Source organism: Streptomyces sp. CoH27 (genome assembly GCF_020181035.1).
GTDB classification, from domain to species: domain Bacteria; phylum Actinomycetota; class Actinomycetes; order Streptomycetales; family Streptomycetaceae; genus Streptomyces; species Streptomyces camelliae.
Genome location: NZ_JAIQYY010000050.1, coordinates 1 through 26,179 on the forward strand (window position 1 = coordinate 1; position 26,179 = coordinate 26,179).

Consider the following 26,179-nt stretch of genomic DNA (forward strand, 5'->3'; position numbering starts at 1 on the left):
CCGAACCCGGAAGCTAAGCCTCACAGCGCCGATGGTACTGCAGGGGGGACCCTGTGGGAGAGTAGGACGCCGCCGAACTTCTTTTACAGCTCCGGCTCTTGGGTACTGCCCAGGGGCCGGAGCTTTTTTGCGTTGAGGTAGGGTCAGGGGGCATCGTTGGCTCGTTTTCGCACAGGAGGCCCCCGGGTGGAGGTCCAGGAGACCCGTGTCCAGACAGACCGGGTCCTCACCATCCCCAACATTCTCAGCATGGCGCGGCTCGTCGGCGTACCCCTCTTCCTGTGGCTGATCCTCAGGCCCGAGTTCGGGGGTCCCAAGAGTGACGGCTGGGCTCTCCTCGTGCTGGCCTTCAGCGGCATCAGTGACTATCTCGACGGGAAGCTCGCCCGGCGCTGGAATCAGATCAGCAGCCTCGGCCGGCTTCTCGATCCAGCGGCCGACAGGCTCTATGTCCTTTCCACGCTGCTCGGTCTCACCTGGCGCGACATCCTGCCGATCTGGCTGACCGCTCTGCTGCTGGCGAGGGAACTGGTTCTCCTGGTGATGGTGGGAGTCCTTCGCCGGCACGGGTATCCGCCGCCGCAGGTGAACTTCCTCGGGAAGGCCGCAACCTTCAACCTGATGTACGCCTTCCCGTTGCTGCTCCTCAGTGACGGAAGTGGTTGGATCGCGTCACTCGCTGCTATTTTCGGATGGGCGTTCGCCGGATGGGGTACAACGCTCTACTGGTGGGCAGGAGTGCTCTACGTGGTACAGGTCCGCCGTTTGGTTCGGGCGGACAGCATGGCCGATTGAGCTCGGCGATTGTCCTGACGTTATGTCTCGATGGCCCGCAGCCGAAAAGTGCGGGACAATCAGGACGGGTGAAGTCGGCTAGACCGTCGTCTCTTGCGAGGAGGACGCTTCCGACATGAAGGCCGTCGTGATGGCCGGAGGCGAAGGCACACGCCTGCGCCCCATGACCTCAAGCATGCCCAAGCCACTCCTGCCCGTGGCCAATCGCCCGATCATGGAGCATGTGCTACGGCTGCTCAAAAGGCACGGGCTCACCGAGACCGTTGTCACCGTCCAGTTCCTGGCATCGCTCGTCAAGAACTACTTCGGCGACGGCGAAGAGCTCGGAATGGAGCTCACGTATGCCAATGAGGAGAAGCCACTCGGTACCGCCGGAAGCGTCAAGAACGCCGAAGAGGCGTTGAAGGACGATGCTTTCCTCGTCATCTCCGGTGATGCCCTGACCGACTTCGACCTCACCGACCTGATCAATTTCCACAAGGAGAAGGGCGCGCTGGTCACGGTCTGTCTGACCCGTGTGCCCAATCCGCTGGAGTTCGGCATCACCATCGTCGACGAGGAAGGCAAGGTCGAACGCTTCCTGGAGAAGCCGACCTGGGGTCAGGTCTTCTCCGACACGGTCAACACGGGCATCTATGTCATGGAGCCCGAGGTCTTCAACTATGTCGAACCGGATGTTCCGGTCGACTGGTCCGGTGACGTCTTTCCGCAGCTGATGAAGGAGGGCAAGCCGGTTTACGGCTATGTCGCCGAGGGCTACTGGGAAGACGTCGGTACCCACGAGAGCTATGTGAAGGCCCAGGCCGACGTGCTTGAGGGCAAGGTCAACGTCGACATCGACGGATTCGAGATCTCGCCGGGCGTCTGGGTGGCGGAAGGCGCCGAAGTGCATCCCGACGCCGTACTGCGTGGGCCGTTGTACATCGGTGACTATGCCAAGGTCGAAGCCGGCGCGGAGATCCGTGAGCACACCGTCGTCGGATCGAATGTCGTGGTCAAGAGCGGTGCTTTCCTGCACAAAGCCGTCGTGCACGACAACGTGTATGTCGGTCAGCACAGCAATCTGCGAGGCTGTGTCGTCGGGAAGAACACCGACATCATGCGTGCCGCCCGGATCGAGGACGGCGCGGTCATCGGTGACGAGTGCCTGATCGGTGAGGAATCGATTGTTCAGGGCAACGTCCGGGTGTACCCGTTCAAGACCATCGAGGCCGGCGCCTTCGTCAACACCTCGGTCATCTGGGAGTCCAGAGGCCAGGCCAATCTCTTCGGTGCCCGTGGGGTGTCAGGCATCCTGAACGTCGAGATCACGCCTGAGCTGGCGGTGCGGCTGGCCGGGGCCTACGCGACCACGCTGAAGAAGGGCTCCACCGTCACCACCGCTCGCGACCACTCCCGGGGCGCCCGTGCGCTGAAGCGTGCGGTGATTTCCGCGTTGCAGGCGAGCGCCATCGACGTACGAGACCTGGAGAACGTGCCACTGCCCGTGGCCCGGCAGCAGACCGCGCGCGGCAGTGCCGGCGGCATCATGATCCGGACCTCGCCCGGGGTGCCGGACTCGGTCGACATCATGTTCTTCGACGGGCAGGGCGCCGACCTGTCGCAGGGCGGGCAGCGCAAGCTGGACCGGGTGTTCGCGCGGCAGGAGTACCGGCGGGCGTTCCCCGGTGAGATCGGCGATCTGTACTTCCCGGCGAGCGTCTTCGACTCGTATACCGGCACGGTGCTGCGGAACGTCGACATCACCGGTATCGCCGAGTCCGGCCTGAAGGTCGTCGTGGACGCCGCCAACGGCAGTGCCGGGCTGGTGCTGCCCAGCCTGCTCGGCAAGCTCGGGGTGGACTCGCTGACCATCAACCCCGGTCTCGACGAGTCGCGGCCCACCGAGACGGCCGAGATGCGACGGGGCGGGCTGGTCCGGCTCGGCGAGATAGTGGCGTCATCGGGGGCCGCCTTCGGGGTGCGGTTCGACCCCGTCGGCGAGCGGCTGTCGCTCGTGGACGAGAAGGGCCGGATCATCGAGGACGACCGGGCGCTGCTGGTGATGCTCGACCTGGTGGCCGCGGAGCGGCGCAGCGGGCGGGTGGCACTGCCGGTCACCACGACCCGGATCGCCGAGCAGGTCGCCGCCTATCACGGCACACAGGTCGAGTGGACCACCACTTCGCCCGACGACCTCACGCGCGTGGGGCGCGAAGAGGGGACGATCTTCGGCGGTGACGGCAAGGGCGGATTCATCGTCCCCGAGTTCAGCGGGGTCTACGACGGTACGGCGGCCTTCGTACGGCTGATCGGGCTCGTGGCCCGCACGCAGCTCACGCTCAGCCAGATCGACGCGCGCATCCCGCGGGCGCACGTCCTCAAGCGGGACCTGGCCACGCCGTGGGCCGTCAAGGGTCTGGTCATGCGGCGGGTGGTCGAGGCGGCCGGGGATCGCTTTGTCGACACGACCGACGGTGTGCGGGTCGTGGAGACGGACGGGCGCTGGGTGATGGTGCTGCCCGATCCGGCTGAGGCTGTCACCCATCTGTGGGCCGAGGGCCCCGACGACGCCTCTGCGCAGGCCCTGCTGGACGAGTGGTCGGCCATCGTGGACAGCGCCGGCCGGTGAGGAGCCCGCAACAGGGCGGCACCGTACCGAAGGCGTGAATCCACGCACGCGCGCGTGTCGGACAAGTGTCCCCATGGGGGCCTGTCCGGCACGTCCGTGGGGCCATTCGGAGGTACGGCCCGCGACATGCGACGATGTGCGGCATGCCGCAGCAACCCCCCGTTCGGAGCAGCCCTGTGCGGCCGCAGCGTCCGGACGCCTCCATGTCGTTGATCACCAATGTCATGGATCACAGCCTTGACGACGGGTACGCCGAGGCCGCCGCCCGGAAGAAGTCCCAGGGCGAGGGCGGGCTGCCCAGGACGCTGCGGGCGAAGCTGGGCCTCGCGGGCGGTCTCGTCCTTGCCGCACTCGTCGTGACCCTCGGTGCGGCGCAGGCGCAGGTGGCGGCGCCCGTGGTGGCCAAGGAGCGGCAGGAGCTGATCGACCGCGTCGACAGCGAGACCGCGAGTGCGGACAAGCTGCAGAAATCCGTCGACCAGCTGCGTGACGACGTCAGCGCGCGCCAGCGTGCGGCGCTGAAGTCCAGCGGCGGCAGCGCGCAGGCGGACCTGGTGGGCGTCCTGTCGGGGGCGACCGACGTGCACGGGCCGGGTGTCAAGCTCGTCGTGAACGACGCCAAGGAGGCCAGCACCGGCGGTGACGCGACCAGCCCGCGGGAGACCTCCGGTTTCTCCGACACCGGCCGGGTGCGCGACCGTGACATGCAGCGCGTGGTCAACGGTCTGTGGGCGTCCGGGGCCGAGGCCGTCTCCATCAACGGGCAGCGGCTGACAGCCCTGTCCGCGATCAGGGCCGCGGGAGACGCGATACTGGTCGACAACAGGCCGCTGGTGCCGCCGTACACGGTGCTGGCGGTGGGGGACGGGGAGAGGTTGAGCACCGGGTTCCAGAACAGCGCGGACGGGCTGTATCTGCATGCCCTGGAGGAGAACTTCGGGATCCGCGCCACCATTTCCACCGAGGGCGACGTACGGTTGCCCGCCGCACCGAGTGTGATCGTGCGCACCGCACGGCCGAGCACCGAGAAGACTGAGAAGGGCACATCGTGATCGCCGTACTGGGCCTCGTCGTGGGAGTCGTGGCCGGCCTGTTGGTCCGGCCCGAGGTTCCGGCGGTCGTCGAGCCGTATCTGCCGATCGCCGTCGTGGCGGCGCTGGACGCCGTCTTCGGCGGCGTGCGGGCCATGCTCGACGGGATCTTCGACGACAAGGTCTTCGTGGTCTCGTTCCTGTCGAACGTCGTCGTCGCCGCCCTGATCGTGTTCCTGGGCGACAAGTTGGGCGTGGGCGCGCAGCTGTCCACGGGTGTCGTGGTGGTCCTCGGTATCCGGATCTTCTCCAACGCCGCGGCGATCCGGCGGCACGTCTTCCGGGCGTGACAGGCATGAGCGAGCCGAACGAGCAGCCGGAGAACAGGCTGCGCAAGGAACTGCCGGCCGAGGTGCCCGCGGAGGCCCCCGAGCCCGGTCAGGCGGCCGAGCGGCTTCAGGCGCCGCTGACCGGTCGGCAGCGGCTGGTCAAGGGTCTGTGGCCGCCGCGTTTCACCCGAGCCCAACTCATCGTCGCCCTGCTGCTGTTCGGCCTCGGCTTCGGCCTGGCCGTGCAGGTGGCCTCCAACAGCGAGACCGACAGCGCGCTGCGTGGTGCCCGGCAGGAAGATCTTGTGCGCATCCTCGATGAACTGGATGCGCGTACTCAGCGTCTTGAGGACGAGAAGCAGGGACTGGAAAAGCAGCGCCAGGAGCTGCAGAGCAGCTCCGACCAGGCGGCGGAGGCCCGTCGGCAGACGGCCGAGAAGGAGAGGCAACTCGGCATTCTGGCGGGCACCGTGGCGGCGCAGGGTCCCGGCATCACGATGACGGTCGAGGACACGAAGGGGACGGTCAAGGCGGACATGCTGCTCGACGCGGTCCAGGAGCTGCGCGCGGCCGGGGCCGAGGCGATCGAGCTCAACGGGGTGCGGGTGGTCGCGAGCACGTACTTCGCGGATGCCGGCAACGGCGTGAGCGTCGACGGGAACAAGATCAACGCCCCCTATCGTTTCCAGGTCATCGGCAAGCCGCAGGATCTGGAGCCGGCGCTGAACATCCCGGGAGGAGTGGTGCAGACCCTGGAGAAGGAGCAGGCCACGGTGACCGTCGAGGGCTCGGACAAGATCGTCGTGGATGCCTTGCGGCAGGCGAAGCGGCCTGACTACGCTCGGTCGTCCTCCCAGTGAACCGGCGGTGCATGAGGGGCGTCCGGCAGGGGCATGAGGTTGCGGGGGGTCGGCGCACTGAAGAGGTGGTGCGTGGTGGAAACTGTCCGGTGGATACGGACGTTGTGAGAATGTCCGGCTCAGCCGGTGAAGGCAATCAGGGTTCGTCCTGCCCCACGGGCGGGTCTGTTTCGGTCAAGGGGAATCGCCCGTGAAGTTGTTTGCGAAGTTGTTCGGCAAGAGCGCGCGAGAGGGGAGCGAGAACGCCACCGCTCGTCATCGCGCCCAGCCCGACGCGGAGGGCCAGCGCCCGCTGTTCCGGGACCAGGTCTCTGGTCCGGGCGGTGACATTTCCGGAGGCCAGGGCGGGGCGTCGGTTGACCCGTCCCAGTCCGGCGGCATAGGTTTCGGGCAACCGTCACCCTCGGGTACGGGTGGAGGGTTCGCCTCCGGTCCGTACGCGTCCAACGCCCCGGCGGGGCAGCCGCCGCAGGAGGATCCGTCCATGTCGGTCCTGGTGTGTACGAGGTGCGGCAACCGCAACGCGCAGAACGCCCGCTTCTGCTCCAACTGCGGCGCGCCGCTGCGCCCCGGGGTGACGCCGGAGCGTGCCTCCGAGACGACGTCCACGATCTCGATCTCCGGTCTGGAGGCCTACGACGCCGAGGTCACCGGCCAGACGCAGGTCCCGACGCTGTCGCCGGAAGCGCAGGCCGCGGTGGACGCGCTGCCGTTCGGTTCGGCGCTGCTGGTGGTGCGCCGGGGACCGAACTCGGGCAGCCGCTTCCTGCTGGACGCCGACCTGACCACGGCCGGCCGTCATCCGCAGAGCGACATCTTCCTCGACGACGTGACGGTCTCGCGTCGCCACGTGGAGTTCCGCCGCTCCCCGGACGGCTCGTTCACCGTGGCCGACGTGGGCAGCCTGAACGGCACGTACGTCAACCGCGAGCCGATCGACCAGGTCGTGCTGCAGAACGGCGACGAGGTGCAGATCGGCAAGTACCGGCTGGTGTTCTACGCGAGCCGGCACCAGGGCATCTGACCCGCCCCCGGACCGGTGTCCGGGGGGACCCCAGGGAAGGTCCATGCTTCAAACACCGAGCGGCGGTGCCGGAAGCGGTACCGCCGCCAGGGACAGTGGACTGATGAGCATCGGCACGGTGCTGAATGTGCTGCGCGACGAGTTCCCCGAAGTCACCATCTCCAAGATCCGCTTCCTGGAGTCGGAGGGGCTCATCGAGCCGCAGCGGACCCCTTCGGGGTACCGCAAGTTCAGCGCCGGGGACGTCGAGCGGCTGGCGCACGTGCTGCGGATGCAGCGGGACCACTATCTGCCGCTCAAGGTGATCCGTGAGCACTTGGACGCCATGGAGCGGGGTGAGGCCGTCCAGCTGCCCGTCGTCGGGCGTCAGCGCACCCCGGAGGACCTCCAGATGCCTCCGGCGGGGCCCACGGTCGCCCGGGTCGGCCGGGCAGAGCTGCTGGCCGCGGCGGACGTCGACGAGGGCGAGCTGAAGGAGTGGGAGTCCTACGGGCTGATCGCTCCGCTGGCGGACGGGTCGTACGACGCCGAGGCCGTCACCGTGGCCGCGCTCGTCTCCGAACTGGGCCGGTTCGGGATCGAGCCACGCCACCTTCGGGTGATGAAGGCCGCCGCCGACCGTGAGGCCGGGCTCGTCGACCAGGTCGTGGCCCCGCTCAAGCGCCATCGCAACCCCCAGACCAGGGCGCTGGCCGAGGCCCGTACGAAGGAGCTGGCGGCGCTCACGGTGAAGCTGCACACGGCTCTGGTGAAGACCGCTCTCGGGGTGCGACTGCCCTGACAGTGCCCTGATGGCCGGGGTCCGTCGGGCACCGGATCGCGCGGCGGATCGGGCACCTGTTCCCGGCCCGACTACCCAAAGGCAGCGGGCACGGCCTAGGGTTGCTGTGTGAACGAGCTCGATGTCGTAGGTGTCCGGGTCGAAATGCCCTCCAACCAACCGATCGTGCTCCTGCGCGAAGTGGGGGGCGACCGTTACCTCCCCATCTGGATCGGGCCGGGGGAGGCGACGGCGATCGCCTTCGCCCAGCAGGGCATGGCCCCCGCCCGACCGCTGACGCACGACCTGTTCAAGGACGTGCTGGAGGCCGTCGGCCAGGAGCTGACCGAAGTACGCATCACCGACCTGCGGGAAGGCGTCTTCTACGCGGAGCTGGTCTTCGCGAGCGGGGTCGAGGTCAGCGCCCGTCCCTCCGATGCCATAGCGCTGGCCCTGCGCACCGGGACGCCGATCTACGGCAGTGACACGGTGCTGGACGACGCGGGCATCGCCATCCCGGACGAGCAGGAGGACGAGGTGGAGAAGTTCCGCGAGTTCCTCGACCAGATCTCGCCCGAGGACTTCGGCACCAGCAGCCAGTGATCCGCGCGTGGCCACCGGTCACGCACGAGCGGTGACCAGGAGCGGGCGCGTACGGCGAATGCCGTGAGCCCCGTATGGGCCGGTGGGGCGGGCACTTGCCACCGGCCATTGAGAGCGTCCTACGGCTTCCCGCGAGCGCATTCGGCTAGCCTTTCCCCGCGGTGGGACACGGGAAACCACTCCTTGGGTGATTATCACTCGGCGTGCCGAGTGTGGCGATCGTTGACGCACCCCTGGTGACTGCCTACCGTCGAGAAGGCAGGTCAAGGACGGAGGTCGGCGTGAGAACGAGCGGCGACGGTACGGCTGGGGGTGCCCCCGGACGCGGGTTCGGGGAGAGCGGTCCGTACCCTCCCCCGGGTTCTCAGCTGCGTTCGAACGGGGGGTACCCCCAACCGGGCAGCGCGGTCGATCACGCTCGGCAGCGGCCGACGGCGGTGCCGGACGGCGGAGGGGCGGCGGCGATGACGTCCGAGCAGATCGGCTACCGCGGGCCGACGGCGTGCGCGGCCGCAGGCATCACCTACCGGCAGCTGGACTACTGGGCGCGCACCGGCCTGGTCGAGCCGAGCGTGCGGCCCGCGTACGGGTCGGGCACCCAGCGGCTGTACAGCTTCCGGGACGTGGTCGTCCTGAAGATCGTCAAGCGCTTTCTGGACACCGGGGTTTCGCTGCAGAACATCCGCACGGCCGTCCAGCATCTCAGGGAACGCGGTTTCCGTGACCTGGAGCGGATGACCCTGATGAGCGACGGCGCCACGGTCTACGAGTGCACCTCCCCGGACGAGGTCCATGCCCTGCTCCAGGGCGGTCAGGGCATCTTCGGGATCGCTGTCGGCGTGGTGTGGCGGGACGTGGAAAGCGCGCTCTCTCAGCTGCACGGTGAGCGCATCGACACGGGCGAGACACTCGTCGGGCACAACCCGGCCGACGAGCTGGCCCGCCGGCGCAACCGGGCGGTCTGAGCGCCGTATCGCGCACGGTCGTCCTCCGCACCGCGGCAATGTCAGTGCCGTGGTGCAGCATCGGAGATGTGAGACGCGCGCCGACCATCCTCCATCTCGACATGGATGCCTTCTACGCCTCTGTGGAGCAGGCATCCAAGCCGAGCCTGCGCGGGAAGGCGGTCGTCGTGGGCGGGCTCGGTCCGCGTGGGGTGGTGGCCACCGCGTCGTACGAGGCCCGGGTCTTCGGGGTGCACTCGGCGATGCCGATGGGCCAGGCCCGCCGGCTGGCGCCCAACGCCGCGTATCTGGTGCCGCGCTTCGGTCTGTACCGGGCGGTCAGCGAGCAGGTGATGGCGCTGCTGCGGGAGCTGTCACCGCTCGTGGAGCCGCTGAGCCTGGACGAGGCGTTCGTGGACCTGGAGGCCGGCGGGAGGGCCTGGGACGCGGAGTCGGCGCGGCTGACCGGGATCAAGCTGCGGGCGGACATCCGGGCGGTCACCGGTCTCACCGCGTCGGTGGGGCTCGCCGCCTCCAAGATGCTCGCGAAGATCGCGTCGGAGCAGGCCAAGCCGGATGGGCTGATGCTCATAGAACCGGGGACGGAGCGGGCGCTGCTGGGGCCGATGCCGGTGCGTACGCTGCCGGGGGTGGGCCCGGCCACGGGGGACCATCTGCGGCGGGTCGGGATCACCACGGTCGATGAGCTCGCCGAGGCGGGCGAGGACGAGCTGGTACGGCTGCTCGGCAAGGCGCATGGGCACGCGCTGTACGCCATGGCACTGGCGCATGACGAGCGGCCTGTGGTGGCCGAGCGCGAGGCGAAGTCGGTGTCGGTCGAGGACACGTACGACGTGGACATCCATGACCGGCTGCGGATCGGTCTGGAGGTGCAGCGGCTCGCGGACCGGTGCGTGGGGCGGCTGCGGGGCGCGGGGCTGTCCGGGCGGACGATCGTGCTGAAGGTGCGACGGTACGACTTCTCGACCCTGACCCGCTCCGAGACGCTGCGTGGGCCCACGGACGATCCGGCGGTCGTGCGGGAGGCGGCCGCGCGGTTGCTGGACTCCGTGGACACCACGGGCGGGGTACGGCTGCTCGGGGTGGGTGTTTCCGGGCTCGCCGATTACACGCAGGAGGATCTGTTCGCGCAGGCGTTGCCTGTGCCTGTGCCTGTGCCTTCGGCGGAGGAGCCGGAGAGGGGGGTGGGTGAGGTCGCTCCCGAGGGGCCGGTGGCTGTCGAGCGGCAATGGCGGGCCGGGCAGGATGTGCGGCATGCCGAGTATGGGCCCGGCTGGGTGCAGGGGAGTGGGTTGGGGCGGGTGACGGTGCGGTTCGAGACGCCTCAGTCGGCTCCGGGGCGGGTACGGACGTTTTTTGTGGGGGATCCGGCGCTGGAGTCTGCTGAGCCGTTGCCGTTGGTTGCGGACTCTGCCCACCCGCCCGCCCGTCTCGGTCAGTCAGACAGTGACCGACACGGGGCTCCGCCCCGGACCCCGGACGAGGGCGCCGGCGCCGACGGGTGGGGCGGGGACCGGGAACAGGCTTCGGACGCGACTCGGGTTCCCGACGGAGCCAGAGCCGCGGATGAGGATCGGGCCCCGGGCGCGGCTCCGGCTCCGGCTCCAGGTGAAGCTGAGGTCTCGGGCGGAGGTCAGACTTCGTCCGAGGCTCCGGCCCCGCGGGACGCTCGGGCTTCGGACGGGGCTCGGGCTCTGGGCTTGGGGTCGGCGCCGGATGGAGCCGAGGTCTCGGGTGATGCGTGGGTTCCGGTCGACGCCCTGGCCACGGATACGGGTCGGGCTTCGGAAGCCGGGGCCCAGGCCCCGGACGAAGCTGAGCGCTCGGGCGAAGCTCGGGGTTCCGGTCGCGGGTGAGATGTCGGATGGGGGGCTTGGGCCTCGAAGGAGGGTCGGGCTTCGGGTGTGTCTCAGGCCCCGGACGGAGCTTAGGTCTCCGGTGAGGCTTGGGTTCCGGTCGAGGCTCGGGTGTGGGGTGAGGGTGGGCTTCGGGTGTGGTTCAGGCTCCGGACGAAGCTGAGGTCTCGGGTGATGCTTGGGTTCCGGTCGACGCCCTGGTCGCGGATGCGGGTCGGGCCTTTGGTGAGGCTTGGGTTCCGGTCGAGGCTCGGGTGTTGGGCGACGGTCGGGCTTCGGGTGTGGTTCAGGCTCCGGACGAAGCTGAGGTCTCGGGTGAAGGTTGGGTTCCGGGTGGCGTCCGGGCCCGTGACGAAGCCCCGCCCGTGATGAAGTCCCGTCTGTGAGAAGCCCCGCTTGTGATGGCCCTGGCCCTTGATGGAGCCCCGACACCCGGACGGAGACCGGGGCTCTGAAGAAGCCCCGGTCTCTGGTGAAACGCCGGGGCACAGTGGGGTCGGGGTGGCGGCGGGTCATGGTTCCTCTGAGCCTGCCAGTTTGCCGAAGTCGTGGTCCGGGAGGGAGGGCGGTGGGGCCGTGTCCAGGCCGTAGTGGTGGTAGAGCTGGAGTTCCTGGTCGGGGGAGAGGTGGCGGCCCACGCCGAAGTCCGGGGCGTCCTTGATGAGAGCGCGGTCGAAGGGGACGTGGAGGGTGCCCTCGATGAGTTCGCTCGGTTCCAGGGGGACGAAGGCGTCGCGGGAGAACAGGCCGGTGCGTATGGCCGCCCACTCGGGTACGCCGGTCGCGTCGTCCAGGTACACCTCGTCGACGGTGCCGATCTTGGTGCCATTGCGGTCGAACGCCTTGCGGCCGATCAGGTTGCGCGGATCGATGTCGGTCTGCACGGTCCCTCTCCCTCCACGTGGTCGCAACTCATCCGTAAGCACTACAAAAGAGCACATTCGCGGAGGCGGCCACTCGAAGGCTCGGGCGTTGACCTCGCTGGTAGTCTGACAACGGCTGCTGAACCCGTGCGGGAGAGTCCTCCGACCACTTCGGAGGCGCCGAAGGAGCAAATCCTCCCCGGAATCTCTCAGGCTCACGTACCGCACGGACGAGGTCACTCTGGAAAGCAGGGCGGGTGTCGACGGCTTCCGCCCTCACCGACGGTGAAAGCCGGGACCTTCGGGCGCCCGGTGAAGCTCTCAGGTTGAGATGACAGAGGGGGAGGCCGTCGGGGCACCCGTGCCGTGGTGTCCCTCGAAGGTCGCGTCAGACCAGGAGGCCTCCGCAATGACCGCCCATCGCCCCTCGCTCTCCGAGCTCGAACAGAGCATCCCGTTCGAGCAGCGTCACATCGGGCCCGACCAGGAAGCGCGGGCCAAGATGCTCGCGCACATCGGTTACGGTTCGCTGGACGAGCTGACCGCCGCCGCCGTGCCGGACGTGATCAAGAACGCCGACGCCCTCGATCTGCCGGACGCCCGTACCGAGGCCGAGGTGCTCGCCGAGCTGCGCGGGCTGGCCGACCGCAACCAGGTGCTCGGCTCGATGATCGGGCTGGGCTACTACGGGACGTTCACCCCGCCCGTCATCCTGCGCAACGTCATGGAGAACCCGGCCTGGTACACGGCCTACACGCCGTACCAGCCGGAGATCTCCCAAGGGCGGCTCGAAGCGCTGCTGAACTTCCAGACCATGGTCGCCGACCTCACCGGCCTGCCCACCTCGGGCGCCTCCCTCCTCGACGAGGGCACGGCCGCCGCCGAGGCGATGGCGCTGTCCCGGCGCATGGGGAAGAACAAGAAGGGACTCTTCCTCGTCGACGCGGACGCGCTGCCGCAGACCATCGCCGTCATCGAGACCCGTGCCGAGCCGACCGGTGTCGAGGTCGTCGTCGCCGACCTCAGCGAGGGCATCCCGGCCGACATCGCCGCGCGCGAGATCAACGGCGTGCTGATCCAGTACCCGGGCGCCTCCGGTGCCGTACGCGACATCAAGCCGGTCATCGACCAGGCTCACGAGCTCGGCGCGCTCGTCACCGTCGCCGCCGATCTGCTCGCCCTGACGCTGCTGGTCTCGCCGGGTGAGCTGGGCGCGGACATCGCCGTCGGCACCACCCAGCGCTTCGGCGTGCCCATGGGCTTCGGCGGTCCGCACGCCGGCTACATGGCCGTACACGAGAAGTTCGCGCGCAGCCTGCCCGGCCGGCTCGTGGGCGTCTCCGTCGACGCCGACGGCAACAAGGCCTACCGGCTCGCGCTGCAGACCCGTGAGCAGCACATCCGCCGCGAGAAGGCCACCAGCAACATCTGCACCGCCCAGGTGCTGCTCGCCGTGATGGCCGGCATGTACGCCGTCTACCACGGGCCGGACGGGCTCCGGGCCATCGCGCAGCGGACGCACCGGTACGCCACCATCCTCGCCGAGGGGCTGAAGGCCGGCGGTGTCGAGCTCGTGCACGGTGCCTTCTTCGACACCGTCACCGCGCGCGTGCCCGGCAGGGCCGCCGAGGTCGTCGCCTCCGCCCAGGAGAACGGCGTCAACCTGCGCCTGGTCGACGCCGACCACGTCTCCGCCGCCTGCGACGAGACCACCGACCGGGCTCAGCTGGGCGTCGTCTTCGCCGCCTTCGGTGTCAAGGGCGACGTCGAGGCGCTGGACGCGACCGCCGCCGACGCCCTCCCCGAGGGGCTGCTGCGCGGTGACAGCTACCTCACCCACCCGGTCTTCCACCAGCACCGCTCCGAGACCGCGATGCTGCGCTACCTGCGCAAGCTCGCCGACCGCGACTACGCGCTCGACCGCGGCATGATCCCGCTGGGCTCCTGCACCATGAAGCTCAACGCGACCACCGAGATGGAGCCGGTCACCTGGCCGGAGTTCGGGCAGCTGCACCCGTTCGCCCCGGCCGAGCAGGCCGAGGGCTACCTCACGCTCATCCACGAGCTGGAGGAACGTCTCGCCGAGGTGACGGGATACGACAAGGTGTCCCTCCAGCCGAACGCCGGCTCCCAGGGCGAGCTGGCCGGGCTGCTCGCCGTACGCGGATATCACCGGGCGAACGGTGACGAGCAGCGCACCGTCTGCCTGATCCCGTCCTCCGCGCACGGCACCAACGCGGCCAGCGCCGTCATGGCCGGCATGAAGGTCGTCGTCGTCAGGACCGCCGAGGACGGCGAGATCGACGTCGAGGACCTGCGCGCCAAGATCGAGCAGTACCGCGACGAGCTGGCGGTGCTGATGATCACGTACCCGTCGACGCACGGCGTCTTCGAGGAGCACGTCGCCGACATCTGTGCCCGGGTGCACGAGGCGGGCGGCCAGGTGTACGTCGACGGCGCCAACCTCAACGCGCTGGTCGGCCTCGCCAAGCCGGGCCACTTCGGCGGTGACGTCTCGCACCTGAACCTGCACAAGACCTTCTGCATCCCGCACGGCGGTGGCGGTCCCGGCGTCGGCCCGGTGGCCGTACGGTCGCACCTGGCGCCGTATCTGCCGAACCACCCGCTGCAGCCGGCCGCGGGCCCGGAGACAGGCGTCGGACCGATCTCGGCCGCTCCCTGGGGCTCGGCCGGGATTCTGCCCATCTCCTGGGCGTACGTCCGTCTGATGGGCGGCGAGGGCCTCAAGCGGGCCACGCAGGTGGCCGTGCTGTCGGCGAACTACATCGCCAAGCGCCTGGAGCCGCACTACCCGGTGCTCTACACCGGCCCCGGCGGCCTGGTCGCGCACGAGTGCATCATCGACCTGCGTCCGCTGACCAAGGCGACCGGCGTGAGCGTCGACGATGTCGCCAAGCGGCTCATCGACTACGGCTTCCACGCGCCGACGATGTCCTTCCCGGTGGCCGGCACGCTGATGATCGAGCCGACCGAGTCGGAGGACCTCACCGAGCTGGACCGGTTCTGCGACGCGATGATCGCCATCCGTGCGGAGATCGAGAAGGTCGGCGCGGGCGAGTGGCCGGCGGCGGACAACCCGCTGGCGAACGCTCCGCACACCGCCGCCGCGCTCGGCGGTGACTGGGCGCACGCCTACAGCCGCGAGGAGGCCGTCTTCCCGGCCGGTGTCTCGGCCGCCGACAAGTACTGGCCGCCGGTGCGCCGTATCGACCAGGCCTTCGGCGACCGCAACCTGGTCTGCTCCTGCCCGCCGCTGGACGCGTACGAGGACTGAGCGCGCGGTGGTTCGCAGGGCCCCGTCCGGTTTCCGGGCGGGGCCCTCGCCCTGTCACGTGGTCGCGAGAGCCACCTCGGTCGCCTTGATCAGAGCGACCACGTCGGAGCCGACGAAGAGGCCGAGGTCGGTGGCCGCGTCCTTGGTGATCGCCGCGGTCAGTTCGCCGCCGTCGACGGCGATCTTCACGGAGGCCATGGCGGCGCCCGTCGTGAGGCCGGTGACCGCGCCGGGAAGCTGGTTGCGGATCGACAGGCCCTGGAGCCGGCCGGTGGCGAGGGAGACCTCGGTCGACTTCACCAGGGCACGGACGGGCGTGCCCGGGGCGAGGGCCAGGTCCTCGGCGGACTCCTTGGTGATGGCCGCCGTGAGGTCCTGACCGCCGTCCAGCCGGAGTTTCACGGTGGCCATGGCCTCGCCGGTGTGGACCTCGGTGACGGTGCCGGGGAGCTGATTGCGGATGCTCAGGGTCATGGCCTCACACCGTAGTGCGCGGGCGCGTTCAGGCTGGGTATGCATGGGTCTGCGTCGCTTTGACCGTCGCCCAGACTGGTGCACCCGGGTGCAGATCCAGCTCGGCGGCGGCGACCGTGGTGAGGTCGGCGGCGAGCGGCAGTTCACCGGTGAGGTCGGCGCGGATCTGGTCGCCGTGCGCCTCCAGGCCCTCCACCTCGCAGCGCCACAGGTTCCGGGCGCTGGCGCCGGTCGGCCGGTCCCGGAAGAGGGTGACGGCGGCGGGCGGGAAGGCCACGAAGACGGGTCCGGACAGGTCTTCCGTGGTCGTGATGGACGGCCCGGCGTCGAGCCGTACCCCGTGTCCGTCCGCCTGCCCCCGGTAGAGGTTGAGGCCGACGAGCTGGGCGATGTAGTCGGTGCGCGGGTGGCGGGCGATGTCGGATGGGGTGCCCTCCTGGACGACCTGGCCGTCCTCGATGACCACCAGCCGGTCCGCGAGCACCATCGCGTCCAGCGGGTCGTGGGTGACCAGGACGGCGACCGCCTCGAACCGGGCCAGGTGGCGGCGGAGCTGGGCCCGGACCTCCAGGCGGGTACGGGCGTCCAGGGCGGCCAGCGGCTCGTCCAGGAGCAGCAGCCGGGGCCGGGTGGCCAGGGCCCGGGCGAGGGCCACCCGCTGGGCCTGCCCGCCGGAGAGCCTGCGCGGCTTGGCGTGGGCGTGGTCGGCGAGACCCATGCGGTCCAGCCACGCGGCGGCCTGGGCACGGGCCTCGGCCTTGGAGACGCCCTGGCAGCGCGGCCCGAAGGCCACATTGTCGAGGGCGGTCAGGTGCGGGAAGAGCAGATAGTCCTGGAAGACCACACCGACCGGGCGGGACTCCGGGCGCAAGCGCTCCAGGGAGGCGCCGTCCAGCCGCAGATGCCCGTCGGAGAGCGGGACCAGACCGGCCAGGGCCCGCAGGGCGGTGGTCTTGCCGGCGCCGTTGGGACCGAGCAGGGCGACGACGTCCCCGGGGGCGGCGGTGAGGGGCACGTCCAGGCGGAAGGAGCCCCGGTCGACGACGAGGCGGGCGTCGAGGCCCTCGTCGCCCGCCTGCCGGCGGCCGGCTGCGGGGGCGTCGATGTCGGTCACAGGACCGTACGGTCGCACATGCGTCGGGTCGGCTGCCACGCTCACGCTCCCGTCATCCAGCGGTCCCGCAGCCCCGCCAGTACCGCGATCGACACGGCCAGCAGGACCAGGCTGAGGGAGATGGCGGCGTCGGGGTCGTTCTGGAGGGCGAGGTAGACCGCGAGGGGCATGGTCTGGGTGCGGCCGGGGAAGTTGCCGGCGAAGGTGATCGTCGCGCCGAACTCGCCGAGCGCACGGGCCCAGGCGAGGACCGCGCCGGCCGCGATGCCGGGGGCGATCAGCGGCAGGGTGACCCGGCGGAACGCGGTGAAGCGGGACGCGCCGAGCGTCGTCGCCGCCTCCTCGTAGCGCGGGTCGGCCGCGCGCAGGGTGCCCTCGACGCTGATGACCAGGAACGGCATCGCGACGAACGCCTCCGCGATCACGACCCCGGCGGTGGTGAACGGCAGCGTGATCCCGAACCACGAGTCCAGCCACCTGCCGACCACCCCGTTGCGGCCCAGGGCCAGCAGCAGGGCCACACCGCCGACCACCGGGGGCAGGACGAGGGGCAGGGTCACCAGGGCCCGTACGAACCCCCGGCCGGGAAACTCCGTGCGGGCCAGCAGCCAGGCCAGGGGCACGCCCAGGACGAGGCTCGCGGCCGTCGCCGCCGTGGCGGTGACCAGGGACAGCTGGAGGGCCTGCCACACCTCGGTGCCGGTCAGCTGGTCGGGCAGGGTGCGCCAGGGCGCGCGGACGAGCAGCGCGAGCAGCGGCAGCAGCAGGAACGCCAGCGCCACCAGGCCCGGCAGCAGCAGCGGCAACGGCACCCCGCGCCGGGCCCCCGCGCCCACGCGGCGACGCCGCGGCCGGTCCGTGCGGGGACCGCTCGCGGCGCCGGGCTTGAGAGGCGAGGTCACGGCTGGAGGAACCCGGCCCCGCTCAGCACCTTCTGGCCCTCGGCGGACTGCACGAGGGCGATGAACGCCTTGGCGGCCTCGGCGTTCGGCGCGTTCTTCAGCAGCACGATCGGGTAGTCGTTGATCGCCTTCGCCGCCTCGGGGAACTCCACGCCCTGCACCTTGTCACCGGCGGCGTGCACATCGGTCTTGTAGACGACCGCGGCGTCGGCCTCCTTCAGCTCCACCTTGTTCAGGGCGCTCTTGACGTCCTGCTCGTAGGAGACCGGGGTGAGCTTGAGGTGGCCGGCGTCCAGGGCCTTCTGCGCGGCGGCACCGCACGGCACGGTCTTGTCGCACAGCACGACCTTCAGACCGGACTGGGTGAGGTCCTTCAGCGAGGTCACCTTGTGCGGGTTGCCCGGCAGGGTCGCGATCTCCAGCTGGTTGCGGACGAAGGTGGCCGGGGTGCCGGCGGCGTCCTGCTTGTCCGTGACGATCTTCATCGTCTTGGGGCTGGCGGCGGCGAAGACGTCCGCCGGGGCGCCGCCGGTGATGCTGGCGGCCAGGGTGTCGCTGCCGCCGAAGTTGAAGGTGATCTTGGTGCCCGGGTGCTGCTGCTCGAACTCCTTGCCCAGGGCCGTGAAGCTCTCCTTCAGGGAGGCGGCGGCGAACACGGTGACGTCGCCGGAGAGCTTCGGCGAGGCCGAGCTGCCGGCGCCGGTGGACTTGGCCGAGTCGGACGAGCCGGACGAGCCGGACGAGTCGGACGAGTCGGAGGACGAGGAGCAGGCGCTGAGGGCCAGCAGGGCGGCGGCTCCCGCACCGGCAACCTTCAGCATGCGCCGGGTGCGGCGCACGGAACGGGTCATCACGGATGTACTCCTCGCGTTCTGTGGAACAAGTGTCGCGCCCTGTCACGGACGGCGGAACCCGGCCGTGCGGCGATGATACTGCCGCATCTACCAGCCATAAGTCTCCTGTCGCATCGCATGAGCTGCGAACTTGTGACGTGTGGCTTGCATGTGCGTTTGTACGGCGCGCCCGCGCGGGTACCGTCCTGCGGGAGGTGGTCGCACATGACGCTCGCGCAACTCACCCTGACCGGCGATCTGGCCCGGCCCGCCCGGCTGACCGTCCCGGAGCTGCTGCGCCTGCCGCAGCACCAGGTGGACGTCAGCTTCGACTGCGCCACCAGCGGCATCCAGCAGCACCGCTTCACCGGACCGCGCCTGTACGACGTCCTCGCCGACGCCGGCCCGGACTTCGACCCCGCCCGGCGCAAGGACCGGCTGCGCTTCCTCATCGCCGTCAGCGGCGCCGACGGCCACCACGCGCTGCTGTCCTGGGCCGAGATCGACCCGGACTTCGCCGACGCGCCGGTCCTGCTGGGCGTGACCATCGACGGCACCCGGCTGGACGCGGCCGGGCCCCAGCTGGTGCTGCCACAGGACCGCTGCGGGGCCCGGCACATCAGCGGGATCACCGCGATCCGGGTGGACGGCGGCTACCGCTGTGGCGCTCCAGCTCCCGCCACACCCGGTCACGCAGCAGCGGCAACTCGGTGAAGCGCACGCCCGTCGCGTCCCGCAGCGCGTTGGCCAGGGCCGGGGCGACCGGGTTGAAGGGGCTCTCGCTCATCGACTTGGCGCCCAGCGGGCCGATCGCGTCCGCCGTCTCCATGAAGTGCACCTCGGTGCGCGGCACGTCGGCGTACTGCGGGAGCCGGTAGCGGCGGAAGGCGGCCGTGTCGACGGCACCCCGCTCGTCCAGCAGGACCTGCTCGAAGAGCGTGGCGCCGAGCGCCTGCGCGACCCCGCCCTCGACCTGCCCCCGGCACTGCATCGGGTTCATCACCTTGCCCGCGTCGGCCGCGTGCACACTGCGCAGGATGCGGATCTCGCCGGTGCCGGGGTCGACGGCCACCCGGAACCAGTGCGCGTTGAAGGCGACCGAGCGCGGGGTGCCGCCGAAGTGCCCGTCGGCCGTGAGCTCCAGGCCGACGGCCCGGGAGGCGGCGTACACCTCCTTCAGCAGCAGGCGCCCGCCCGGGTGCAGGACGGCCTCCTCCGTGAGCCGGCAGTCCGCACGTGGGACGCCGAGGTGGGCGGCGGCGAAGTCCAGCAGCTGGTCGGCGAGGGCGCGGGCGGCGCGCAGGGTGGCCTTGCCGGCGACGACGGTGCCGGTGGAGGCGAAGGCGCCGGTGTCGTGCCGTACGACGTCGGTGTCGGACTGGCGGATGGTGATCCGGTCGACGGTGGTGGCCAGTTCACCGGCCGCGATCTGCTGGTGCACGGTGGTGGTGCCGTTGCCGAACTCGGCGGTGCCGACGGCCAGATCGAAGGTGCCGTCCGGGAGGAGGGCGGCCTTGGCATCGGCGATGTGGCCGCCTGGCGGGCCGGTCGCGATCATCGCCAGGGCGGCACCCTCGCCGACCAGCCAGCCCTCGGGGGCGCCCTCGACGGGCTCCGCCTGGGCCCGGCGCACGATCGACACGCACTGGTCCAGGCCGTAGCTCGCGATGTGCAGGTCCTCCTCGTGACCGCCCGGAGTGAGCATCGGCTCGTCCGGGCCGATGATGTTGCGCGCCTTGAACTCCAGCGGGTCCAGGTCCAGTCGGCGGGCCAGCTCGTCCAGCGCCGACTCCACCGCGAACAGCACCTGGCCGAGGCCGTAGCCGCGGAAGGCGCCCGCCGGGACGGTGTGCGTGTATACCGAGAAGGCGTCGACCTTCTTGTGCGGGGCGCGGTAGACGGCCATGGACTCACCGACGCTGTGGAACATCACGGCCGGGCCGTGGTTTCCGTACGCGCCTGTGTTCGCGACGACGCGCAGCTGGAGCGCGGTGAGGGTACCGTCGCGGCGGGCGCCCGCCTTCACCCGGATCGTGAAGGGGTGCCGGGTGGTGGCGCCGTAGAACTGCTCGGCCCGGGTGTACTCCAGCTTCACCGGGCGGCGCAGTTTCAGTACGGCGAGGGCCACGATGTCCTCGACCAGCATCTCCTGCTTGCCGCCGAACCCCCCGCCGACCCGGCCGGCCACCACCCGGACCTGCTCGTGCGGGAGGTCGTACAGCGCGCACAGGGCGCGGCGGGTGAGGAAGGGTGTCTGGGAGCTGGTGCGGACGGTGAGCCGGCCGTCCTCGTCGATCCAGGCGAGAGCGCCGTGCGTCTCCAGGCTGGCGTGCTGGACGCGCTGGGTGCGGAACGTCTCCTCGTAGACGACGTCGGCCGCCGCGAAACCGGCCTCCACGTCGCCGATCTCGCCGTGCGCCTCGCCGATCACGTTGGCCTCGGGGCGGGCGATGCGGGCCGTCACCGGGTCCTTGGCGTGGACGACCGGTGCCCCGGGCCGCATGGCCTCCTCCGGGTCGAGAACGGCGGGCAGCACCTCGTACGTCACCTCGATCCGCCGGCAGCCCTCCTCGGCCGCCGCCTCGCTGTCGGCGACGACGGCGGCGACGCGCTGGCCGATGTAGCGGACCGTGTCGTCCAGGACCCGGGTGTCGTCCGGGTCCTCCTCGGGGTGTTCGTGGCGGGCCGTGGAGAAGTGCCGTTCCGGGGCGTCCCGGTGTGTGAACACCGCCTGGACGCCGGGGACGCGCAGGGCGGCGGAGGTGTCGACGGCGAGGATGCGGGCGTGGGCGTGCGGCGAGCGCAGCAGCTTCATGTGGAGCAGGCCGGGCACGTCGAGGTCGAAGGTGTAGCGGGCGGTGCCGGTGACGACCTGCGGTCCGGCCGGGGCGGCCAGACTGCGGCCGACGGACTCGCCGGGCGCGGGCGCCTCCACGTTCTTCACCCCGCGTACGGCGTCCTCGATGGCCCGGTACCCGGTGCAGCGGCACAGGTTGCCCTTGAACGCCCTTGGCAGATCGGCGAGTTGGTCTTCCTTCAGGGCTGCCGTGGTCATCAGGAAGCCGGCCGTGCAGAAGCCGCACTGGAAGCCCTGGGCGTCGAGGAACTTGCGCTGCACGGGGTGGAGTTCGCCGTCCGGGGCGGCCAGGCCCTCGACCGTGGTGACCTTGTGGCCGTCGGCCCGGAAGGCCGGGTACAGACAGCTGTGCACGGGCACGCCGTCGACGTGGACCGTGCAGGCGCCGCAGTCGCCCGCGTCGCAGCCCTTCTTCACCCCGAACCAGCCGCGTTCGCGCAGATAGGTGCGCAGGCACTGGCCGGGGCGAGGCTGCTCCTCGTGGGACCGTCCGTTGACCTCGACCCTCATCGCCGCTCCTCCTCCGTCAGTTCCCGACGGATCTCCTCCGCCAGCCGCAGTGCCATGTGCCGGCGCCACTCGGGCAGTCCGTGGATGTCGTCGAACCACTCGCCGTCCGCGACGGCTCCCTCGACCGCCGCCCGCACCGCGTCGGCCGTCGGCGGCAGCGGGAACCACAGCCGCACCGGGCGGACCGTGGCGGCGGTGACGGTGACGGTGAGCGAGTGGTCGACCGGGTCGAGGGTGCCGATGACGAGGGCGGCCGAGCGGCCCAGGCCGTACAGGGAGACTTGCCGTAACGCCGTACGGCAGCCCAGGGCGCGGGCGGGCAGGGTGACCGAGCGCAGCAGTTCACCCTCGGCGAGGTCCTTGCGGCCCGCTCCGGTGATGAAGTCGGCGACCTTGACCCGGCGCAGGGACCCGTCCTGCGCGATGAGCAGACAGGTGCCGTCGAGCGCGGCCGTGAGGGAGATCATCGGGCCGGCGGGCAGGCCGTTGCACAGGTTCCCGCCGACCGTGGCCATGTTCCAGATCTTGAACGAGGCGAGGAAGGCCCGGCAGCACTGCTCGAAGAGGGGAGCGGCAGGAGCGATCAGGTCGCGGGCGTAACGGGACAGTTGGGCGATGGTGCAGGTGGCGGCGATCTCCAGCGAGCCGTCCGGGAGCCGCTGCGCGGGCGTCCAGCCCATGCGGCTCAGGTCCACCAGGCGCCGCAGGTGCGGCTGGGGCTCGGAGAACAGATAGGTCCCGCCGCCGAGCCAGGCGTCCCCCGGCCGCCAGGGTGCGGGCCGCCCGGCGTCTCGTATCTCGGCCACCGTGTTCAGGTCCATGGCCGGAAGTGAACCAACGGGAACCGGCCGAAACGACTGGTTCAGGACACGGAAACACCGACGCCCGAGGCTCCGGCACTGGAGGATTCACCAAGAGGCGTTCCGTTGTCGAAGGCTTGCATTTACGATGCTCTCTCTCGCACTCGCCTGGTGAATGCGAGAGGCCGGGAGTCTGCTCGCCCTCCGGCGGCCGTACGAGGAGCCAGCGCATGCACGTCGAACACCTCCTGGGGGACGCCTCCCTCGGGCTGCGCCTGCTGTGGGCCGAGGACGCGCTGTTGCGGCGCGAAATCAGCGGAGTGACCGTCACGGACCTGGAGGACCCGGCCCGGTTCGTACGGCCCGGCGAGGTGGTGCTGAGCGGGCTGGTGTGGTGGTCGCCCGACGGCGGTCACGGCAAGGCGGAGCGGTTCGTCTCGGCCCTGAGGGATGCCGGAGCCGCCGCGCTGCTCGCGGGCGAGGAGACCCACGGGAGTGTGCCGGACGACCTGATCCAGGCGTGCGTGCGCCACGGTGTGCCGGTGGCCGGGGTGCCGGCGCACATCATGTTCCGGTCGATCACCGACACCGTGTATCTGCGGCAGTGGGGAGGCTTGAGCCGGCATCACGCGCTGCCGGAGAACGCGCGCGTGCGGCTGAGCCGGCTGCTCGCCCGGGAGGCCGGGCCGGATGCCATCCTCGCGGAGGCCTTCGCCCACCTCGGCGGTACCACCGCGTATGTCTTCACGGCGTCGGGTCGTACGGTCGCGGCCACCGAGGGCGCACCGCGGGTGCCGGCGCGGGAGGCGGTCGCGCTCGTGGCGGACGGTGCCGGAATGACCGCCTCCGTGGACGCGAGCGGGGTCTCGCCGTACGAACGCTGGCTGCTGTACGTGCCCGACCCCGACTGCGCCCCGCCGCGCATGCTGCACGAGGTCGCCGCCGTGCTGGCCCACTGTCAGGAGGCCGCCGCCCGGCGCCCCTCGGCCGGGCTCCGCGCGGCGGACGAACTCGGCGCCCTGCTCGCGGCTCCGGAGGCCCGCGAGGACGGCACGGTGGAGGCCGCGCTACGGCGGTGCGGGCTGCCGGAGACGGGGCCGTACCAGGTGCTCGTCGCCGACGCCGCCACGCGGCAGCCGGACCTGGACGAAGGCCTGCTCGCCGAGGGGGCGTTGAGCGAGCTGGCGGGGCATGTGGTGGGGGGCGGTGGTGTCTGCGGGTTGGGGGCTGCCGGTGCTGCGGATGGCGTGAGCAGGGCGCGGGCCGCCGGCGGTGTCAGTGGTGTCAGTGGGGCCTCGGCTGCCGGTGGTGCCGGTGGTGCCGGTGGTGCCGGTGAGGGCGGTGCGGGCGGTGCGGGCGCTGTCGGCGGTGCTGGGGCGGCCGGCGCGCGTGCCGAGGGTGGTGTGGTGGGGGCCGGGCGAGCCGGCGGTGGCTCGGTGGCGGCTGGGCGTGCCGACGGTGGTGTGGTGGCGGCTGGGCGTGCCCGCGGTGGGGTGGCGGCCGGTGGGGAGCGTGGGGCCGGGGGTGCGGTGGCCGTGGGGCGATTGCCGGACGGGTCCGCCTTCGCGGTGCTGTCCGGGGTGCCGGGAGGCTGGGCGGAGGAGGTGTGGCCGCTGGTCGCCGACTGTGCGCCCGGGGTCCTGCTGCACGGCGGCACCGGTGCGCCCGCGGCGGGGCCCGAGGAGCTCGCCGGGGCGCTCGCGCAGGCCCGCTACGCCCTCACCTCGGCCCGGACCACCGTCCCCGACGCCTCCCGGCTCACCGACGCCGGCTCCCTCATCACCCTCGACGCGCTGCTCACCGGCGTACCGGCCGAGGTCCGCACCGCTTATGCCCGTACGGTCCTCGGTCCGTTGCTGGAGACCGGGCGGCCCTCCATCGCCGCCCTGCTGGGCACGCTGGAGACATTCCTCGCCTGCGACGGCTCCTGGGCGCGTACGGCACAGGCGCTGCATCTGCACGTGAACACCGTCCACTACCGGGTGGAGCGGATCGAGCGCCTGACGGGCCGTGACCTGTCCCGGCTGCGGGACCGGCTCGATCTGTGGGCGGCGCTGCTGTGCCGGTGAAGCCGGGGGCTCACACGCGGTCGATGTGCACGTTCGTGGACTTCACCCGCGCGGTGGCCTCCATGCCGACCTCCAGGCCCAGTTCCTCGACGGCCTCGCGGGTCAGCAGGGACACCAGCCGGTGCGGGCCCGCCTGGATCTCGACCTGGGCGGCGACGTCGCCGAGCTTGATCGCGGTGACGATGCCGGGGAAGGCATTGCGGACGGAGGTGTAGGAGGCGTCCTCCTCCCCGCCGGCCGTCCTGGCCAGTTCGACCGAGAACGCGGCGAGATCCCTGCCGTCGATGAGCCGTCTCCCGGCCTCGTCGCGATGGGTGGCCATCCGGCCCGCGTCGGCCCAGCGGCGGGCGGTGTCCGGGCTCACGCCGAGCAGCCGTGCCGCCTGGCCGATCGTGTAGGACTGCATGCCGGTCACGATAGGGCCCCGCGCCGGGAACCGCGGCCGTGGGGTTGGCCGTTGGGTATAACGCGATATAGCGTTAGTGGGGACGGTGGCTCCCCTCGGGGGCATTCTGGATCGGGGTGAGGGTATGGCGGCCGAACTGCTGCCCACGGAAACATCATCGGGGCTGCGCGCCTCGCACGCGGACCGCGACCGGGCGGTGGACGTGCTGACGGGCGCCGCCGCAGACGGCCGGCTCACGGCCGAGGAGCTGGACGAGCGGGTGGCGGCCGCGCTGTCCGCGCGCACGCTGGGCGAGCTCGCGGCGCTCACCGCCGACCTGCCGGAAGAGACCGGCACGGCACCGGCGAAGGACGTCGTCCGGATCGAGCAGCAGTACGCCTCGGCGACGCGCGAGGGCCGCTGGGCCGTACCGCGCAGGCTGGAGATCGAGTCCGGGTTGGGAAACGTGACCCTGGACTTCTCCGACGCCGTGATCACGCACGACACGCTCGACATCGACCTGGACATGTGCGGCGGCACCCTGCGTCTGATCACCCGGCCCGGCGTGCTCGTGAACGCCGACTCCCTGGCGGTGGGCTACGGCAAGACCAGGGTGCGGCCGCCCCGTGATCCCGAGGCGCCGATCGTGCTCCGGGTGGAGATACGGGGGCAGCTCAGCATGGGGAAACTGGACGTACGGCCGCACCGGCGCTGGTTCGGCAGGTAGGCCGGCCCCGCCGCGACCGTGGGGCCGACCCTCGTCGAATCCTGGCCGGCCTCAGCCGGTGTGCACCCGAGGCCGGCGGGCCCGGTCCGGCTCCGCCTCGCGCAGGACCTCGCGGGTGACCGGGGCGACCTCGCCCTGGCCGAAGAGGAAGAAGCGCAGGAAGTTGGCGAAGGGGTTGCCCTCGGTCCACTCGAAGTAGATGTGCGGGGTGCAGCCGGTCATCTCCCGGGCGTGGAGGAGGAGCGCGGCCAGGGCGTTCGGGATGGACGCGGACTCCAGGGTCAGCACCCGGTAGCGGTCGTGCAGCACCTCTCCACGTACGGTCAGCCCCGCCTCGAACTCGGACGGGTCGGTGACCGTCACCTCGACGAAGACGAAGTCCTCGTGCTCCGTGAAGTCGTTGTCCGCACGGATCTGCTCGACCTTGTCGCGGTACTCGGCCTTGTCGCGGTGGCCGGGCTCGTTGGCGATGAACCGCATCTTGCGGCTGGCCATGTCCCGGATGAATCGTTCCGC

Annotated in this window: 21 protein-coding genes, 1 rRNA gene, 2 pseudogenes and 1 riboswitch; of the genes and pseudogenes, 15 read left to right on the forward strand and 9 right to left on the reverse strand. The window is 70.8% G+C overall.

Features of this window, described 5'->3' with window-relative positions; all coding sequences use genetic code 11:
• The 11 genes and pseudogenes from rrf to LE548_RS42185 form a co-directional block, all read left to right on the forward strand.
• Positions 1 to 78: ribosomal RNA gene (gene rrf / locus LE548_RS42135) — 5S ribosomal RNA — on the forward strand; the annotation flags it as partial.
• A gap of 108 nt (positions 79 to 186) precedes the next feature.
• Positions 187 to 795 carry a CDP-alcohol phosphatidyltransferase family protein gene (locus tag LE548_RS42140; RefSeq protein WP_225102348.1) on the forward strand — a complete coding sequence of 203 codons (609 nt, stop codon included), beginning with the start codon at positions 187 to 189 and terminating at the stop codon, positions 793 to 795.
• Positions 796 to 910: 115 nt separating this feature from the next.
• Entirely contained in the window at positions 911 to 3,406 is a 2,496-nt protein-coding gene (locus tag LE548_RS42145; protein WP_225102349.1) for a mannose-1-phosphate guanyltransferase, read from the forward strand.
• Positions 3,407 to 3,540: 134 nt separating this feature from the next.
• Positions 3,541 to 4,458 (forward strand): DUF881 domain-containing protein, encoded by a 918-nt coding sequence (locus LE548_RS42150; RefSeq protein WP_225102350.1) that lies wholly within the window; start codon positions 3,541 to 3,543, stop codon positions 4,456 to 4,458.
• Positions 4,455 to 4,787, forward strand: a complete 333-nt coding sequence (locus LE548_RS42155) for a small basic family protein (protein WP_031174261.1) — start codon at positions 4,455 to 4,457, stop codon at positions 4,785 to 4,787. Before LE548_RS42150 ends, LE548_RS42155 begins: the two co-directional genes overlap by 4 nt.
• Before the next feature lie 5 nt (positions 4,788 to 4,792).
• Positions 4,793 to 5,626: a DUF881 domain-containing protein gene (locus tag LE548_RS42160; protein WP_225102351.1), complete on the forward strand. Its 834-nt coding sequence runs from the start codon at positions 4,793 to 4,795 to the stop codon at positions 5,624 to 5,626.
• A gap of 148 nt (positions 5,627 to 5,774) precedes the next feature.
• Positions 5,775 to 6,650, forward strand: a complete 876-nt coding sequence (locus tag LE548_RS42165; RefSeq protein ID WP_225102366.1) for an FHA domain-containing protein — start codon at positions 5,775 to 5,777, stop codon at positions 6,648 to 6,650.
• 43 nt (positions 6,651 to 6,693) lie between these two features.
• The gene (locus LE548_RS42170; RefSeq protein WP_225102352.1) at positions 6,694 to 7,431 is read left to right on the forward strand and encodes a MerR family transcriptional regulator; all 738 of its coding nucleotides are present in this window, start codon (positions 6,694 to 6,696) and stop codon (positions 7,429 to 7,431) included.
• A 108-nt stretch (positions 7,432 to 7,539) separates the two neighbouring features.
• A complete protein-coding gene (locus tag LE548_RS42175) occupies positions 7,540 to 8,013 on the forward strand; it encodes a bifunctional nuclease family protein (RefSeq protein WP_026253112.1) in 474 nt (157 codons plus the stop codon).
• Between the two features lie 281 nt (positions 8,014 to 8,294).
• Positions 8,295 to 8,978: a MerR family transcriptional regulator gene (locus LE548_RS42180; RefSeq protein WP_225102353.1), complete on the forward strand. Its 684-nt coding sequence runs from the start codon at positions 8,295 to 8,297 to the stop codon at positions 8,976 to 8,978.
• A 68-nt stretch (positions 8,979 to 9,046) separates the two neighbouring features.
• A pseudogene (locus LE548_RS42185) lies at positions 9,047 to 10,390 on the forward strand (DNA polymerase IV); the annotation flags it as partial.
• 956 nt (positions 10,391 to 11,346) lie between these two features.
• Here the strand turns inward: LE548_RS42185 and LE548_RS42190 are convergent.
• Complete coding sequence (locus LE548_RS42190; protein ID WP_225102354.1) at positions 11,347 to 11,718, reverse strand: PRC-barrel domain-containing protein; 372 nt, start codon at positions 11,716 to 11,718, stop codon at positions 11,347 to 11,349.
• Between the two features lie 119 nt (positions 11,719 to 11,837).
• A riboswitch (glycine riboswitch) is annotated at positions 11,838 to 11,932 on the forward strand.
• 174 nt (positions 11,933 to 12,106) lie between these two features.
• On the opposite strand from LE548_RS42190, the gene gcvP reads away from it, so the two are divergent.
• Entirely contained in the window at positions 12,107 to 14,992 is a 2,886-nt protein-coding gene (gcvP, locus tag LE548_RS42195; RefSeq protein WP_225102355.1) for an aminomethyl-transferring glycine dehydrogenase, read from the forward strand.
• Between the two features lie 54 nt (positions 14,993 to 15,046).
• Here gcvP and LE548_RS42200 read toward each other — a convergent pair whose 3' ends face one another.
• The 4 genes from LE548_RS42200 to modA are packed head-to-tail and all read right to left on the reverse strand — an operon-like array spanning position 15,047 to position 18,333.
• On the reverse strand, positions 15,047 to 15,466 hold the full coding sequence (locus LE548_RS42200) for a molybdopterin-binding protein (protein ID WP_225102356.1): 420 nt from the start codon (positions 15,464 to 15,466) through the stop codon (positions 15,047 to 15,049).
• A 28-nt stretch (positions 15,467 to 15,494) separates the two neighbouring features.
• Positions 15,495 to 16,580, reverse strand: coding sequence for an ABC transporter ATP-binding protein (locus LE548_RS42205; protein ID WP_225102357.1), 1,086 nt, complete (start codon positions 16,578 to 16,580; stop codon positions 15,495 to 15,497).
• Positions 16,581 to 16,621: 41 nt separating this feature from the next.
• The gene (modB, locus tag LE548_RS42210; RefSeq protein ID WP_225102358.1) at positions 16,622 to 17,482 is read right to left on the reverse strand and encodes a molybdate ABC transporter permease subunit; all 861 of its coding nucleotides are present in this window, start codon (positions 17,480 to 17,482) and stop codon (positions 16,622 to 16,624) included.
• Positions 17,479 to 18,333 (reverse strand): molybdate ABC transporter substrate-binding protein, encoded by an 855-nt coding sequence (modA, locus tag LE548_RS42215; protein ID WP_225102359.1) that lies wholly within the window; start codon positions 18,331 to 18,333, stop codon positions 17,479 to 17,481. The genes modB and modA overlap by 4 nt, the downstream gene beginning before the upstream one ends.
• 207 nt (positions 18,334 to 18,540) lie before the next feature.
• Here modA and LE548_RS42220 point away from each other — a divergent pair, with 207 nt between their 5' ends.
• On the forward strand, positions 18,541 to 19,029 hold the full coding sequence (locus tag LE548_RS42220) for a molybdopterin-dependent oxidoreductase (protein WP_225102360.1): 489 nt from the start codon (positions 18,541 to 18,543) through the stop codon (positions 19,027 to 19,029).
• On the opposite strand, the gene LE548_RS42225 is transcribed toward LE548_RS42220, so the two are convergent.
• Positions 18,944 to 21,682, reverse strand: a complete 2,739-nt coding sequence (locus tag LE548_RS42225) for a molybdopterin-dependent oxidoreductase (protein WP_225102361.1) — start codon at positions 21,680 to 21,682, stop codon at positions 18,944 to 18,946. The two genes, LE548_RS42220 and LE548_RS42225, sit on opposite strands and share 86 nt — an antisense overlap.
• Positions 21,679 to 22,503 (reverse strand): xanthine dehydrogenase family protein subunit M, encoded by an 825-nt coding sequence (locus LE548_RS42230; RefSeq protein ID WP_225102362.1) that lies wholly within the window; start codon positions 22,501 to 22,503, stop codon positions 21,679 to 21,681. Before LE548_RS42230 ends, LE548_RS42225 begins: the two co-directional genes overlap by 4 nt.
• Before the next feature lie 209 nt (positions 22,504 to 22,712).
• Here LE548_RS42230 and LE548_RS42235 point away from each other — a divergent pair, with 209 nt between their 5' ends.
• Positions 22,713 to 24,551: a PucR family transcriptional regulator gene (locus tag LE548_RS42235; RefSeq protein ID WP_225102363.1), complete on the forward strand. Its 1,839-nt coding sequence runs from the start codon at positions 22,713 to 22,715 to the stop codon at positions 24,549 to 24,551.
• A gap of 10 nt (positions 24,552 to 24,561) precedes the next feature.
• Here the strand turns inward: LE548_RS42235 and LE548_RS42240 are convergent, their stop codons facing one another.
• On the reverse strand, positions 24,562 to 24,957 hold the full coding sequence (locus LE548_RS42240; protein ID WP_225102364.1) for a molybdopterin-binding protein: 396 nt from the start codon (positions 24,955 to 24,957) through the stop codon (positions 24,562 to 24,564).
• A 124-nt stretch (positions 24,958 to 25,081) separates the two neighbouring features.
• On the opposite strand from LE548_RS42240, the gene LE548_RS42245 reads away from it, so the two are divergent.
• The gene (locus LE548_RS42245) at positions 25,082 to 25,663 is read left to right on the forward strand and encodes a DUF1707 domain-containing protein (protein WP_225102365.1); all 582 of its coding nucleotides are present in this window, start codon (positions 25,082 to 25,084) and stop codon (positions 25,661 to 25,663) included.
• A gap of 51 nt (positions 25,664 to 25,714) precedes the next feature.
• Here the strand turns inward: LE548_RS42245 and LE548_RS42250 are convergent.
• Positions 25,715 to 26,179 (reverse strand): annotated as a pseudogene (locus tag LE548_RS42250) (amino acid transporter); the annotation flags it as partial.